Below are 15,211 nucleotides of genomic sequence, written 5' to 3'. Positions count from 1 at the left end.
TCGGAACCTGCGTCGATTCCCATACCGGAGACGGGAGTTCAGCCGCGGGCTGCCGCTCGACCCCAGACCCGCTGATGCCGCTGTGCGGTGAGGATCCCGGCGGCGGCCACGACCAGGCCGAGGAGCAGGGAGATCGGGTAGCCGGTGAACGCCGCGACCGTGAGTCCGGCCCAGGCCCCGATCGTCCCGGCGAGCATGTTGAGGCTGCTCAGCAGCGTGAAGTCGGTCCCGGCATGGTCGGGGCGCGAGAGATCCAGGTTGACGGCGTACATGCCGGTGTTCGCCACGGTGTAGCCCGCCAGGATCAGGCAGGCGCCGAGGACGGCTGCCGCCCCCGCGGTCGCGGAGGCGCCTGAGCCCAGCACGAGCGGCAGCAGGAGAAGACCGCCCAGCAGCTGGACGCCCGCCCCCAGACCCATGATCGGAGCCCGTCCCCATCGGCCCATCAGGCGCCCGGCCAGCAGGCCGGCACCCAGGGCCGGGATGGAGGCCAGCACGGAGGTGGTGAGCCCGATCCGGCTCAGCGACCAGCCGGCGTCGGTGAGGATGGGGGTCACCAGCGACCACATGCCCGCCGAGCCCATGGCCACCAGCGGGATGGCGCCCAGGCCCCACAGCCGGGCTCCCGGTTGTGCCAACACGCCCACGACATCGCGCAGGCGCAACCGGACGTGCTCGAGGTCCTCGCGCTCCGGCTCCCGGCAGCGCAGCACGGGGATCATGGCCGCAGCGGTGCACAGCACCAGCAGCACGACGGCCGCGCGCCAGCCCCACTGGTCGTGCACGACCAGCGCCAGCCCGCCGCCGATCACCGTGCCGACATAGCTGGCGGCCACCTGGACACCGGCGCCGTCGTCGTGCCTGTCCTCGGGCAGCTGACGCACGGACAGCGCGTCGGCGGCGATGTCCTGCGTGGCGGAGAACAGCACGAACAGCCCGGCGAGCACGGCCACCGGGCCCAGCTGGGCGACCGGGTCGCCGATCAGCGCCAGGCCCAGGAGGCTGAGGACCATCAGCGACTGCAGCAGGATCAGCCAGGCTCGATGATGGCCCGCCGCCCGTGCGGGGCTCCAGCGGTCCACGAGCGGCGCCCACAGGATCTTCAGCGGCCAGATCAGCCCGAGCAGCTGCAGCAGGCCCAGCATCGCCAGGTCCACCCCGCCGCTGCGCAGGATCCCGGTGAGGCCGGTGCTGATGAACGACGCCCCGATGAACTGGGTGGTGTACAGCGCCCAGAGCAGGCTCCACAGCCCTGCGGCCACGTGCGGCCGCGCGACGGAGGCCCTCGGGGTGCTCGCGGTCCTCGCCCGGCTCATGCGCTCCTCCAATATGCCGTGGCCTCGATCGCCTCGCGGCCCACGCCGTGAGCGCGCAGCATCGACGACACCCCGCGGGTGTCGCGGGCCTCAAGCGCGATCCAGTAGCGATCCTGCGGGCTCGGCGGCTGCTGCGACCAGCGGCTCTCCAGGACGGCGCGCACCCCGGTGCTCTCGTCGCTGCGGTGCACCCTGTGGCCTTCCGCAGTCGGCCCCAGGTGCAGCGGCAGCTGCCGGTCCTCGGGCAGCCCGTGCTCGAGCCAGACCTCTGCCGGAGCCTCGCCCAGCGATTCGAGCAGCGAGTTCATCGCGGGCAGCGCTGCCGAGTCGCCGATGACGATCGTCCGACCGCTGAACGGGACGTCGGGGTCCACGGCCTTCCGCGCGCGACGACCGCGGGGCTCCCAGGGCGGCTTGCTGCCCAGCAGCGACGCTCGGATCGTGTCGCCGGGACGGCATTCGCGCGCCCAGTCGCTGGCCGCGCCCTGGTGCAGGGCGAACTCCAGGCTGAAGCGGCCCGCGGAGACGTCGGGATCCACCAGGGTGTAGGCCCGCTGGTGGTCCCGGCCTCCTTCGGCGAACCACAGCCGCAGCCACATGGTCGGGTGCGGGGCCCTGCGGGCCAGCAGTCCGCCGTCATCCAGCTCCAGCCGCAGGTACGACGGGGCGATCTCCTGCCGCCCCAGGACTGTGAGCTTCGTCTCCATCGACCCCATGGCACGCACCACGGCACTCTCTATCCTCGCCATGCTCCCTCTCCCGCTGGGTTCTGCCGGTTCGGCCAGCTCGCAGTGAGCCGCCACTCAGGAAGATTAGGCTAACCTCACTGTTCGTTGCGGCCGGGAGGAACACCCCGTGTCCCCCGATCGTGACGACCCGTGTCCCACCGGTCCCCTCGAGGACCACGGCGAAAGGCAGTCTGCCCCATGCCCCCAGCCCCCGATCCCGCCGATTCCACGATCTTCCGGCCCCCGGCCGTCCCGGCACCCGCGCAGCGCGATCTGCTCGCCGCTGCCACGGCCCCGCAGCTGCGCGAAGCCGTCGCCTCCGCTGCGCGCACCTCCTCGGCCCGCCTGGCCGAGGCAGGCGCGGCGCACTCCCCCGCCGGATTCGACGACCTCGCCGCCCTGATCGACCCGATCGACCTCGACCGGCCGCTCGGGGATCTCGACTCGGCGCTCGGCGAGCTCGACGAGCTCTGGCTGCGCCACGCCGTGTGGTTCCATCTGCCGCGCACTGCCGCCCACCTCAACTGCCCGGTGGCCGTGCCCGCCGTGGCCGCCGAGACCATGGCCGCGATCGTGAACACCTCGGTGGACACCTGGGACCAGTCGACCTCGGCCACCCTGATCGAGCGACGGCTGCTGGCCTGGACTGCCCAGCGGATCGGCTTCCCGGACGGCGCCGACGGCATGTTCACCCCCGGCGGCACGACCTCGACCCTCCAGGCGCTCATGCTGGCCCGGGACGAGGCGCTCGAGTGTTCCGCGGCGACCCCGCGGGCCGAATCCCGCCCCGTGCGGGCGGCTCGGCTGCGGCTTCTGGCCTCGGAGCAGAGCCACTTCTCGGTGCTCACCGCGGCGCACATCCTGGGCCTGGACGACGATGCCGTGGTCCAGGTGCCCGTCGACGACGACGGACGCATGCTTCCCGAGGCCCTCGAGCTCGCGCTGGACGACCTGCGCGCCCAGGGGCTGGAGCCGGCCGCCGTCGTGGCGACCGCCGGGACGACGGATCGCGGCGCCATCGATCCGCTCGAGCGGATCGCCCGGCTCTGCGCCGAGTCCGGGACCTGGCTGCACGTCGACGCCGCCTACGGCGGCGGCCTGCTGGCCTCGACGACTCAGCGGGAGCGCCTGGCGGGGATCGAGCAGGCCGATTCGGTGACCATCGACTTCCACAAGTCCTGGTTCCAGCCGGTGTCCTGCTCGGCCGTGATCGTGCGCGATCCCCGCACGCTGCGGCACTGCACGCATCACGCCGACTACCTGAATCCGGCCGACACTCCGGAGCCCAACCAGGTGGACCGCTCCCTGCAGACCACGCGGCGCTTCGATGCGCTCAAGCTGTGGACGACCCTGCGCGCCATGGGCCCGGAGCGGATCGGCGAGCTCTTCGATCGCTGCTGCGCCCTGGCCCAGGAGACGGCCCGGGAGATCACGGCCGATCCGCGCTTCGAGCTGATCGCGCAGCCGTCGCTGTCCACGGTGCTGTTCCGCTGGCTGCCCCTGGACGGCTCGGACCCCCAGGCTCTCGTGCGCCCAGTGCGGCGCCGAGTGTGGGACGACGCCTCCTCCACGGTCGCCGAGACCGTGGTCGATGATCAGCGCTGCCTCAAGCTCACGCTGCTGAACCCCGCCGCGCAGCTCAGTGACCTGCGCGCCGTCCTGGACGACGTCCACCGGGCAGGGGAGGCCGTGCTCGCCGAGCGCGCTGCGCAGCCGCATCCCGACATGGCCCAGACCGCAGAGAGGATCCGATGACCATGCGCTCCACCGCCGAGACGGGCTCCGCAGACGAGCCGCTGGACCTGCTGTGCGTGGGCCTCGGGCCTTTCGGCCTGGGGCTGGCCTGCCTGGCCGATCCCCTGCCGGACGTGCGCGCCGCCTTCCTGGACCGCAGACCTGGCTTCGACTGGCATCCCGGGCTGCTCTTCGAGGACGCGACGCTGCAGGTCCCCTTCCTGGCGGACCTGGTGACCATGGCCGATCCCACCTCCGAGCACTCGTTCCTGAACTGGCTCAAGGAGACGGGGCAGCTCTACTCCTTCTACGTGCGCGAGTCCTTCTATCCGCTGCGACGCGACTACAACGCGTACTGCCGCTGGGCCGCCTCCCGCGTCCCTGGACTGCACTGGGACCAGGACGTCCTCGAGGTCCGTCGCCCGTCCGGCTCCGGGGCCTGGCAGGTCCGCTCCCGCGACGACGACGGTCTCGAGCAGCTCTGGTGGACCCGCCACCTCGTGGTCGGGGCCGGCACGATCCCCACCCTGCCGAAGGCGCTGGATCCTGCGGGCGATGCGGTCCTGCACGCCGGCGACTACCTGGCCCACCAGGACCGGCTGCACGGGCAGGATCATGTCACCGTGCTGGGATCGGGGCAGTCGGCCGCGGAGGTCGTCGTCGATCTGCTCGAGGATCCCCACGGCCCGGCCGTGGACTGGGTGACCCGCTCCCCGCGCTTCTACCCCATGGAGTACTCCGAGCTCTCGCTCGAGCTGACCTCCCCCGAATACCTGGATCACTTCCGGGGCCTTCCGGAGGATCAGCGGGATGCGATCAACCGGGCCCAGCCGCAGCTGCACCGCGGCATCTCGGCAGAGACGATCACCCGGATCTACGAGGCGCTGCACGTCCGCCGCGCGGCCGGCGGGCGTGCCCCGGTGCGGTTGCTGGCCGCGACCGAGCTGGTGGCCGCCGCCCCGCACGACTCCCGGACGCTGCTGACCTGGCGCTCGATCGAGACCGGGCGCAGCCGCGAGACCGTGACGGACGCGGTCGTGGCCGGCACCGGCTACGCCCCTGCTCCCCTGCCGTGGCTGGAGCCCGTGCGCGCTCAGCTCAGCCTGGACGGAGCAGGACGCCTGAGCCCGGACCGATGGCACCGAGCCAGCTCCGACGGCACCCTGCACGTGCTCAACCACACCGAGCACACCCACGCCCTGACCGCCCCGGATCTCGGCATGGGCGCGCTGCGCAATGCGATCGTCCTGGGCCACGTCACCGGTCGGCAGCCGTATCGGACAGAGCGGCGGACCATGTTCCAGAGCTTCGGCCGACTGCCCCAGCAGCACTGGGGCCCCCGCACCGCCGAGGCCCAGCCGTTCTGCGCCGAGATCGACGGGCGCCGCTTCATGCTGCGTCCGGTGGACCCGCAGCGCGACGGCGCCGCGCTGCACGAGTGGCTGAGCCGGCCTAGGGCCAGGGCCTGGGATCTCGTCGGCGCAAGCCCCGAGCGGATCCGAGAGGTCTTCCAGGCGATCGAGCGCGCGGATGACATGGATGCCTGGCTCGTCGAGGAGATCGTGGCCTCGGATCCCGAGCATCCGGTGCGGCGCGGCTTCGTGGAGACCTACGACCCCGCACGCAGCCCGCTGGCCGAGCACTGGTGCGTGCGCGACGGCGACGTCGGGCTGCACTTCTTCATGGCCCCGGCCCAGGATCCGGTGCCCGGGACGTCCTCGGCCGTCATGGCGGCGGCCCTGCGGCTGCTGTTCAGCGACCCGTCCGTCCAGCGCGTCGTCGTGGAGCCGGACGAGACCAACCATGCGATCCGCGCCGTGAACCGCAGCGCCGGCTTCCGAGAGCTCGGACCCCTCGAGCTGCCGGAGAAGACCGCCTGCCTGTCCGTGCGCGAGCGCACCGCGGCCGACGCAGCGCCCGAGACGTCCGAGGGCACCTCGGCTTCCGAGCGCCCGTCGGCCGGCACCCTGACCGTCGATCCCGCGAGCGAGGAGGATCCCCGATGACCGAGACCACCCTGACCGGAGCCGAGACCGCGAGCTCCGCCGGACCCACGCCTGCCCCGAACCTGGATGCCGAGGGCGCCGAGCAGCTGCAGCGGCTCACCCTGGCCAAGCTGTTCGCGGAGTTCGCCCACGAGCGCATCCTCGCGCCGCGTCCGGAGGCGGAGGGTTGGGTCGTGGACGATCACACCGGCACGCCGCGCTGGCGCTTCCGCGCGAGCCGCCACCCGATGGAGCACTGGCGAGTGGATCCGTCGTCGATCCAGCGCCTGGACGACGATGGCCGCCCCAGCTCAGCGCCTCGCGATCTCGACGCCCAGCAGGCGATCCTGGATCTGCGCGAGGTCCTCGAGCTCACCGACCGGGTGCTGCCGCTGTACCTGGAGGACCTCTCCGCCACGCAGCTCACCTCCGCCCGGCGTCAGGCCCGACCCGCACCGAGCTCCCGCGAGCTCGCCGCGAGCCCTCTGGAGCTCGTCGAGCAGCATCTGCACGAGGGCCACCCCGGATTCGTCGCCAGCTCCGGCCGGATCGGCTTCGGCGCCGCCCAGCAGGAGCGGTGGGCGCCCGAGGCCCTGGAGCCGACCCCGCTGGTGTGGCTCGCCGCCCGCCGCAGCGGCTGCGTCCTCTCGCTCTGCCGCGAGATGGACGACCGCGAGCACATGGAGCTTCACCTGCTGGACCCGGAGCGCGAGCGCTTCCGCGCTGCCGTGCGGGAGGCGGGCGAGGACCCGCAGGACTACACGCCGATCCCCCTGCACCCCTGGCAGTGGGAGCACCGGATCCTGCCCGGCATGCTGCCGGACGTCCTTCGCCGGGATCTGATCCTGGTGGGCCCCAGCGAGCACCGCTGGCGCGCCCAGCAGTCCGTGCGGACCTTCCTGGACATGGACGATCCGGCCCGCGACTACGCCAAGACCGCGCTGGGCGTGCATTCGATGGGCTTCCTGCGCGGGCTCTCGCCGGCCTACATGGAGGCCATGCCCGCCATCAGCGACTGGCTCGACGACATCGTCTCGGCCGACCCCGTCCTCAGGGAGTGCGGCGTGGAGGTCCTGCGCGAGCGCAGCGCCGTGGGATGGGTGGGCGATGCCCAGCACCGCTCGGGGCTGCGCAGCGATTACACCAAGCAGCTGGCCGCGCTGTGGCGGGAATCCCCGGTCGCTCGGCTGGCCCCCGGGGAGCAGGCCGCCAGCCTCGCCGGGGTCCTGCACACCGATCGCGACGGCGTGCCGCTGGCGCGCGCCTGGATCGAGCGCAGCGGGGTCGATGCCGAGACGTGGATCCGTGCTCTGCTGAAGGTCTACCTGCTGCCCGTCGCGCATCTCGTGCTCTCGCGCTCGATCGCGCTGATGCCCCATGGCGAGAACGTGATCCTGCGCCTGCAGGACGGCCTGCCGGTCGGCGCGTTCTGGAAGGACCTCGGCGAGGAGATCGCCGTGATGGATGATCAGCCCCTGCCCCCGCAGATCGAGCGCATCCGCACACTGATCGAGCCGGAGTCCCAGGAGCTGTCCGTGCACACCGACGTCCTGGACGGCGTGCTGCGCCACCTGGGTGCGCTGCTGCACGACGACGGCGTCCTGGACGAGCAGCGGTTCTGGGGCGCGGCCGCCGAGGTGCTCGACGAGCACCGCGCTGCCCATCCCGAGCTGTGGCGCGGACACGATCTCTTCCGCGAGGACTTCGCCCACTCGTGCCTCAACCGCCTCCAGCTGCGCGACCCGCAGTCCATGGTGAGCCTCACGGACCCGTTGGGCTCCCAGATCCTCGTGGGGCGGATCCGCAATCCGCTGGCGCAGTTCCGCGGCGTCGGCCCCACCTCGGACGAGATCGGAAGTCCGGCCGGCGTCGAGGTCGAGTGCCGGGACGAGGCGGCGAGCCGCCCATGACCGATCCGGATCCGCACGGCTGCGAGCTCTCCGGCGACGGGTGGGCCGTGTTCCGGGACCCGCACGGCGTGCCGCACGTCCAGGCGCGCGACCTCGAGGCGCTGGCCTTCGGTCACGGGGCCGTGACCGCCCGCGACCGGGTGTGGCAGCTGGAGGTCCTGCGCACCCGGGCCGAATCCCGCAGCGGGCATCTGCTGGGCCCGGAGCACGACGACGGCGACCATCTCAGCGCCGCCCTCGGCATCGAGGAGACGGCGCGGTCCTGGTGGGAGGCCGCTGGGTCTCAGGACCGCGTGTTCCTGGCCGGCTACGCGCGCGGGGTCAGCTCGCAGCTGTCGCAGGCCTGGGCAGCAAGCCCCGAGGTGCAGTCCCTGGGCCTCGGTCATCGTCCGCCCCGGCCCTGGCAGCCATGGACGCCGATCGCCGTGCACCTGGACGTTCACCTGCTGGCGGGAAGTCTGCCGGAGCAGCTGTGGCGCGACCGGGTGCGCCGGCAGCTCGGAGCGCAGTGGCTCGACGCCCTGGACGCGGAGAGTCCCCGCACGGCCGGATCCAATGCGTGGCTGGTCCCGGGGCGGCTCAGCGCCTCCGGCGCGCCGATGATCGCGGCTGATCCGCACCGGATCGTCGAGGAGTCAGGGCCCTACCAGCCGGTGTGCCTGTCATGCCCGGGGGTGCGCGTGCGGGGCCTGGCGCTGGTGGGCCTGCCGGGCGTCCCGCACTTCGGGCGCACCGAGTCCGCGGCCTGGGCGATCACCGCCTCGATGGCTGTCACGGAGCAGCTCACCGAGATCGCCGTGGTGCGACGCGGCGGGCAGCTGGCCCAGCAGGAGACCGGTGAGCCTCTCATCGAGTCCGGGTTCCGGGACAGCACCGGCGCACTGCGCGTGATTCGTCGTTGCCGCCAGGGTCGGGTCCTGCCCGGCAGCAGCGAGCGAGAGGCTGCGCTGTCGGACCTGCCCGAGGGCGGCACCGCGTCCGTGCTGGTCGTGCACACGGCAGCCGAGCAGCTGTCGCCAAGCTCTGCGGCCACGGCCCTCAGCGCCTGTCGCACTCTGCTCGGCGCCGGCACCGCTGCCGATGTCCTGGCCGCGGCACAGGGCTGGGCGGTGCCCGTCAACGACCTGGTCGCGGCCGACACGACGGGCCGGTGCGTGCACGCCGTGATCGGTGCGACCGCGCGCCCGCTGCCCGAGCCCCGCGACGTCGACGACCTGCTCGTCCGCGCCAATCAGCGGCCCCCGGACCCCCTCGCGGCCGGGTCCGTCCTGGGGTGCGCCCCTCCCCATCGCGCCCGGCGCGCAGAGCACCTGCTGCGCCAGGCGCTCAGGGACAGCGGTGCGATCTCGGCGGAGGACCTGCTCAGCGCCCAGCTGGACACGCGCTCGTCGTCCCTGCTGGGTCTGGTGCACGCGCTGCTGGCTCCGGCTGACGCGCAGAAGGACTCCGACGACGACGCCGGCGGGACCGTCGATCCCGCCGCCGGCCCCTGCGCGGATCGCACCGCCGGCTCGTCCAGCCCCGTTGCAGGATCGGAGGTCGAGGCGCTGCGCCAGGAGCTGCTCGAGTGGGACGGGGAGATGGCCGCGGACTCCGTCGTCGCCGCGCACGCAGCCCAGTGGCGGGATCTGCTGGCCCGGCACCTCGCGGGCCATCCGGCGCTCGAGCCGCTGCGCGGCGCCACGGGCCTGCCGCCCCTGTGGGATCCCCTGCTCGGGACCACCCCTCGGGTGGGGCTGGCCCTCGAGTCGATCGTCACCCTCGGCCCGGGGCTGGGGCTGGATCCCGGCCCCTGCGCCCAGGCGGCGCTCGAGGAGCTCGCGGCGCAGCTGGACAGGCCGTCCGGCTCCCCGTGGGGAGTGCAGCACGCCTTCGCCCCGTGGAGGGCCTGCGACCAGCTGCTGCCCTTCGCTCCCGTGCCCGTCGGCGGGGACTCCGATGCGCTGCTGGCCGCAGGCGTGCTGCCGGGCCTGGGCGCAGGCTGCGCTCGTGTGCCCTCGGCGCGGGTGCTGTGGGACCTGGCGCACCCGGCCACCTCGGCATGGATCACCCCAGACCCCGTGGACCGCGGCCAGCTGGGCTCGCGGCCGCTGGATCGGTGGGCGGCAGGCGAGATCGATCAGGCGCTGCCGTGGGTGCCGCCTGGGGCTCCGGCGTCCACTGACCGTCCGCACCCGCTGGGAGGCCTGCACCTGCGCCGCCCTGCCGCGCAGGTCACGTCCGAGGCTCCGGTAGGCGCTTCCGCAGAGGAGTCCGCTGGTGCCCCCGGGTTCGGCCCCGACGCTCCCCTGCTGAGCCTTCGACCGGTGGATCCCCTGGCCGATGCCGAGCTGCTGCACGGCTGGGTCAGCTCACCGCGCGCCGTCTTCTGGGGCATGGGAGGACTGGAAGCGGAGACGGTCTCGGCGATCTACGCTGAGATCGCAGCCTCCGACAGCCACCACGCCTGGGTGCTCGAGCTCGAGGACCGCCCCCTGGGGCTGCTGCAGACCTATCAGCCGCACGCCGACCCCATCGGCGGGGCCTATCTGCCGCGGGCCGGGGATCTGGGCATGCACCTGCTGCTCGCCCCGGCCCGGCGGCCGCAGCCCGGATTGACCTCTGCCCTGGCGGAGTCGCTGGCGCAGTTCCTCTTCGCCGATCCCGCCACCCGGCGCGTGGTCGCCGAGCCCGATGCCTCGAACTGGCGAGCGGTGCGGAGGATGCAGCGCACCGGCTTCGAGCTCGGCACGCAGATCCGGCTTCCGGACAAGACCGCCCAGCTTGCCTTCCTGACTCGCGAGGCTCTGCAGGGCGCCCGAGCCAGGGGCGGTGCCGCGGCTGATCCGAACCAGAGCACATGATGACGAGGGCCCGTCGTCATCCTGTGCAGGATGACGACGGGCCCTCGAGGCGCGGTGCGAGGGCTGCGGCAGAGCAGCTCAGTCGCGCGTGAGGCGGCGGTGGGTCATGCGGCCCGGGCGGGCTGCCTCCTCGCCGAGGCGCTCGATCTTGTTCTCCTCGTAGGACTCGAAGTTGCCCTCGAACCAGTACCAGTTGTCCGGGTTCTCCTCGGTGCCCTCCCAGGCCAGGATGTGGGTGGCCACCCGGTCCAGGAACCAGCGGTCGTGGGAGATGACCACGGCGCAGCCCGGGAAGTCGAGCAGCGCGTTCTCCAGAGAGCCCAGGGTCTCGACGTCGAGGTCGTTGGTGGGCTCATCCAGCAGCAGGAGGTTGCCTCCCTGCTTGAGGGTCAGCGCCAGGTTCAGGCGGTTGCGCTCACCGCCGGAGAGGACGCCGGCCTTCTTCTGCTGGTCCGGGCCCTTGAAGCCGAACGCGGAGACGTAGGCGCGCGAGGGCATCTCGACCTGGCCGACGTGGATGTAGTCCAGGCCGTCGGAGACGACCTCCCACAGCGACTTCTCGGAGTCGATGTTCTCGCGATTCTGATCCACGTAGGAGATCTTCACGGAGTCGCCGATGCGCAGCTCGCCGCCGTCGATCGGCTCCTTGCCCACGATGGTCTTGAACAGCGTGGACTTGCCGACGCCGTTGGGGCCGATCACGCCGACGATGCCGTTGCGGGGCAGGGTGAAGGACAGATCCGAGATCAGCGAGCGGTCGCCGAAGCCCTTCTGCAGGTCCTTGGCCTCGATGACCAGGTTGCCCAGACGCGGTCCGGGCGGGATCTGGATCTCCTCGAAGTCCAGCTTCCGGGTCTTCTCTGCCTCGGCGGCCATCTCCTCGTAGCGCGCCAGACGCGACTTGGACTTGGTCTGGCGGCCCTTGGCGTTGGAGCGCACCCACTCGAGCTCGTCCTTGAGGCGCTTTGCCTGCTTGGCGTCCTTCTTACCCTGGACCTCCATGCGCTTGGCCTTGGTGTCCAGGTACGTGGAGTAGTTGCCCTCGTAGGGGTACAGGCGGCCGCGGTCGACCTCGCAGATCCACTCCGCCACGTGATCCAGGAAGTAGCGGTCGTGGGTCACGGCCAGCACGGCGCCGTGGTAGGCGGCCAGGTGCTGCTCGAGCCACAGCACGGACTCGGCGTCCAGGTGGTTGGTGGGCTCGTCCAGCAGCAGCAGGTCGGGCTTCTCCAGCAGCAGCTTGCACAGCGCCACGCGGCGGCGCTCACCTCCGGAGAGGCTCTTCACGTCGGCGTCGCCGGGAGGGCACTGCAGGGCGTCCATGGCCTGGGCCAGCTGGGAGTCGAGATCCCAGGCGTTTGCGGCGTCGATGTCCGTCTGGAGGGATCCCATCTCCTCCATGAGGGCGTCGAAGTCCGCGTCCGGCTGAGCCATCTCCTCGGAGATGGCGTTGAAGCGGTCGAGCTTGGCCTTGATCTCGCCGACGCCCTCCTCCACGTTGCCGAGGACGGTCTTGTCCTCGTTCAGCGGGGGCTCCTGCTGGAGGATGCCCACGGAGTAACCGGGCGAGAGACGGGCCTCGCCGTTGGAGGGCTCGTCGAGCCCCGCCATGATCTTGAGGATGGTGGACTTGCCCGCGCCGTTGGGACCCACGACGCCGATCTTGGCGCCTGGGTAGAACGACATCGTGACGTCATCGAGGATGACCTTGTCGCCCACCTTCTTGCGGGCCTTGTTCATGGTGTAGATGAATTCAGCCATGGCCCCCAGGCTACCCGTCGGGGAGGACAGCCGGAGCCACTCCGCCTGAGCCTCTGCCCAGGGTCCAGTCCCCTCGGCCGGGCTCCGCACCCCGGCGGCGCCTCCCCCTGCCCCTGAGAGCACCGAGCGGGAGGCGCCGCGAGCGCCCTGCAGACCGGGCACGGACCTGCTGTCCGCACACCGGCTCAGGAGGAGGAGCCCTGCCCGGCACCGGCCAGCAGCTCCTGCGGATGGCCCTCCCACGAATGCGCGTCCTCGGAGCTGCCCCCGGCATCGGAGCCGGAGCCGTCTCGGCCGTCGTGCTCGTCGTTCCCGTCGTCGAGGATCTCGCCGGTCATGGGGTCGACCGAGCGGGACCCGTCGCCCCAGTCGTCGCTGTGCTGCGAGGCGTCCGAGCCCTCGCCGCGCGAGCTGTCGGAACCGGCGCCGGAGCGCTTGTAGGTGGCAGTGCCCAGCGCCAGGTCCGGGCCCAGGGCCGTCGCGTCGATCTCGACGGTCAGCCGCTCCTGACCCTCCTTGGTGGTCCAGGGCCGAAGGCGCAGCCGGCCCATCACGAGCACGGCGTCGCCGACCTTCAGCGACGACGCCGCATTCGCCGCCAGCCGCCGGAAGCAGGTCACGGTGTACCAGTTGGTGGGGCCCACATCGACCCAGGAGTTCGACTCGGTGTCGAAGCGCCGCGGCGTCGAGGCCAGGCGGAACGACGCCACCGGAGTGCCGTCGGGAAGATTGCGGAGATCGGGCTTGGTGGCGGCGAAGCCGCGGACCGTGAGGGTGTCGAACATGGCAACTCCTGATGGTGAGGGCCGAGACGAGCCGCTCGGCGGATGGTCGCCGGAGCCTGCTCGTGCGGGCAGCGCCCCGGAGTCCGCTCAGACTGGACCGCCATGCCCCGCCCCCGGCGGCGGCGCCGACGCATCTGGGGGCATCTGCAGGCACACGCCCGAATCTTGTTGCTGTGGAGGCAGGGTGCACGGTCGGCGCGAGCTGTTCGATAAGCTGTTCCGCGCCCGCCTCGGTAGCTCAGGGGATAGAGCAGGAGCCTTCTAATCTCTTGGTCGGGGGTTCGAATCCCTCCCGGGGCACTTCAGTCCTGAGCCGCGACATCGTTGACAGACGATGTCGCGGCTCAGCCTTTTCTCGCGGCGAGCAGGCGGTTCGAGACAGATATGCATGCCATCCGCGCTGATGGCATTCATATCCGTCACCAACCGGAGCTGCCGTAGACTCACGCGCTCACGGCGGACGTTCAGGCGCGGGGACCCTGCCGTTCGCACATGGATCGTCTCGCGCACTGTCAGGGACTCCATGCCCCCGGGCGTCCCCGTCATCGATCCCGGGACGCGCAGAACGGTTCCTGAGCCCTCAGATCACCACGGGCCGGTTCGGATCGAGGGTGCGCGTCCGCCGGCTGCGTCGGGTGGAGGGGTCCAGGAACCAGAGGTAGGCGCCGTAGGCCACGCCGATCACCGCGGCGATGGTGCGGCCGGATCCCAGGTCGATGTCGAGGTACGGGAAGACGTCGAGCTGGTCCGAGATCGCGTAGATCATGAAGAACACGGTCAGGAAGAGCAGAACGTCGGCCTGCCAGTCCGGGCGGATGCCGGTCACCGCGAAGAACGGGATCAGCCACACCACGTACCAGGCCTGGATCATGGGCGAGAACACGACGATCGCCGCGAAGGCCAGCGTCATGCGCCGCACCACCCGCTCATCGCGGCCCGTGAACATCAGCCACAGGATGACCGGCACCGCCAGCGCCTGACCGGCGGAGTGCACGAAGCCCCTGGCGGCCCCGGCATCGCCGCCGAACAGCCCCGCGATCCCACCGACCACCACGCCCAGCAGGCCGATCGGGGCGTACCAGATGAACGAGGTGCCGGTGGTCGACAGGCCCGCGATCCAGCCCCAGCCGAAGCCGGACATCCAGCCCAGCGCAGCCATCACGGCGATCGCCCAGGCCAGCGTCAGGAACCAGATGAGGAACTTCCGCGGCCACGAAGCCCCTCGCCCTGCCCACAGCAGCCCGATGAACGGCAGCAGCACCACGGTGATCGGCTTGATGCCGATCGACAGGACCACCAGGGCCGTGCCTGCCAGTCCCCCGCGCCAGTCGCGCCACGTGGCCGCGACCAGCACGCCGAGCAGCGCCAGCGCGGTCATGATGGCGTCGTTGTGCACGGCCAGGATGAAGTTCACCAGCAGCAGCGGATTGGCAGTCGACAGCCACAGGGCGCGCGTGGGATCGATCCCGTGGCGCTGCGCCAGCCGGGGAACGGTCCAGGCCAGCAGCATCACGGACAGCACGCACAGGATGCGGAACAGGAAGACCGACGAGTCCGGCTCCGCGCCGGTGATCCCGACGATCGCCCGCTCCATCATGATGAACAGCGGCCCGTACGGCGGCGGGGACTCGCTCCACAGCTGATCCGCCCCCAGCTGGAAGAAGTTCTCGATCGTGGAGACGCCGGCCTCGTACGGGCTCAGCCCGGCAGCCGCCACGCGGCCCTGCCCGATGTACGAGTAGACGTCGCGGCTGAAGATCGGCACCGAGAAGACCATGGGCACCGACCAGGCGATGGTCGCGGCGGTGACCCACCTGCGGGAGCCCGGTCCCCACCCCTGCAGCTTCTGACCCAGCCGGAACCACTCGCGCACCAGCATCATGGATCCGATCGCCACCAGGATGATCGACAGGATCGCGCCCGGTGTGGTGAAGCGCAGCTCGATCACCAGGGGGCTGCGCCGCAGCTCGGAGACCCCTGCCAGCCAGCCGACCCCGTAGGAGCCGATCATCAGCAGCACGGATCCGAGAGTTCCGAAGACGACGGAGCGCAGGATCGACCGCTCTGCGCGCGCGGAGCGCGGCGGGGCCGTCGCGGTGTCGGCCGCCGGCTCGGGCGGCTGCTCGGTGGTCGTCTCTGGCACGGATCC

Annotated in this window: 9 protein-coding genes and 1 tRNA gene; 5 read left to right on the top strand and 5 right to left on the bottom strand. The window is 71.7% G+C overall.

Going from position 1 to position 15,211, the window contains the following annotated elements:
• Positions 1–38: 38 nt before the first annotated feature.
• Together JOE55_RS12505 and JOE55_RS12500 are read right to left on the bottom strand one after the other, a co-directional pair.
• Positions 39–1,316 (bottom strand): MFS transporter, encoded by a 1,278-nt coding sequence (locus JOE55_RS12505; RefSeq protein WP_239546682.1) that lies wholly within the window; start codon positions 1,314–1,316, stop codon positions 39–41.
• A complete protein-coding gene (locus JOE55_RS12500; protein ID WP_239546680.1) occupies positions 1,313–2,023 on the bottom strand; it encodes a siderophore-interacting protein in 711 nt (236 codons plus the stop codon). The genes JOE55_RS12505 and JOE55_RS12500 overlap by 4 nt, the downstream gene beginning before the upstream one ends.
• Positions 2,024–2,242: 219 nt before the next feature.
• Between JOE55_RS12500 and JOE55_RS12495 the strand changes: the two genes are divergently transcribed.
• The 4 genes from JOE55_RS12495 to JOE55_RS12480 are packed head-to-tail and all read left to right on the top strand — an operon-like array spanning position 2,243 to position 10,516.
• Positions 2,243–3,799, top strand: coding sequence for a pyridoxal phosphate-dependent decarboxylase family protein (locus tag JOE55_RS12495; RefSeq protein WP_204783089.1), 1,557 nt, complete (start codon positions 2,243–2,245; stop codon positions 3,797–3,799).
• Positions 3,796–5,784: a GNAT family N-acetyltransferase gene (locus tag JOE55_RS12490; RefSeq protein WP_239546678.1), complete on the top strand. Its 1,989-nt coding sequence runs from the start codon at positions 3,796–3,798 to the stop codon at positions 5,782–5,784. The genes JOE55_RS12495 and JOE55_RS12490 overlap by 4 nt, the downstream gene beginning before the upstream one ends.
• Positions 5,781–7,673: an IucA/IucC family protein gene (locus JOE55_RS12485; RefSeq protein ID WP_239546676.1), complete on the top strand. Its 1,893-nt coding sequence runs from the start codon at positions 5,781–5,783 to the stop codon at positions 7,671–7,673. Before JOE55_RS12490 ends, JOE55_RS12485 begins: the two co-directional genes overlap by 4 nt.
• Positions 7,670–10,516, top strand: a complete 2,847-nt coding sequence (locus JOE55_RS12480; protein ID WP_239546674.1) for a GNAT family N-acetyltransferase — start codon at positions 7,670–7,672, stop codon at positions 10,514–10,516. The genes JOE55_RS12485 and JOE55_RS12480 overlap by 4 nt, the downstream gene beginning before the upstream one ends.
• Before the next feature lie 78 nt (positions 10,517–10,594).
• Here the strand turns inward: JOE55_RS12480 and ettA are convergent, their stop codons facing one another.
• Together ettA and JOE55_RS12470 are read right to left on the bottom strand one after the other, a co-directional pair.
• A complete protein-coding gene (ettA, locus tag JOE55_RS12475; protein ID WP_024290679.1) occupies positions 10,595–12,277 on the bottom strand; it encodes an energy-dependent translational throttle protein EttA in 1,683 nt (560 codons plus the stop codon).
• Positions 12,278–12,462: 185 nt separating this feature from the next.
• A complete protein-coding gene (locus JOE55_RS12470; RefSeq protein WP_204783087.1) occupies positions 12,463–13,062 on the bottom strand; it encodes a single-stranded DNA-binding protein in 600 nt (199 codons plus the stop codon).
• 227 nt (positions 13,063–13,289) lie between these two features.
• Here JOE55_RS12470 and JOE55_RS12465 point away from each other — a divergent pair.
• A tRNA-Arg gene (locus JOE55_RS12465) sits at positions 13,290–13,362 on the top strand.
• A gap of 280 nt (positions 13,363–13,642) precedes the next feature.
• Here the strand turns inward: JOE55_RS12465 and mptB are convergent.
• The gene (mptB, locus tag JOE55_RS12460; protein WP_204783086.1) at positions 13,643–15,205 is read right to left on the bottom strand and encodes a polyprenol phosphomannose-dependent alpha 1,6 mannosyltransferase MptB; all 1,563 of its coding nucleotides are present in this window, start codon (positions 15,203–15,205) and stop codon (positions 13,643–13,645) included.
• Positions 15,206–15,211: the final 6 nt, after the last annotated feature.

Origin of the sequence: Kocuria palustris (genome assembly GCF_016907795.1) — a bacterium.
Taxonomy (GTDB): Bacteria; Actinomycetota; Actinomycetes; order Actinomycetales; family Micrococcaceae; genus Kocuria; species Kocuria palustris.
This window is presented reverse-complemented; position numbering and strand designations above follow the sequence as displayed.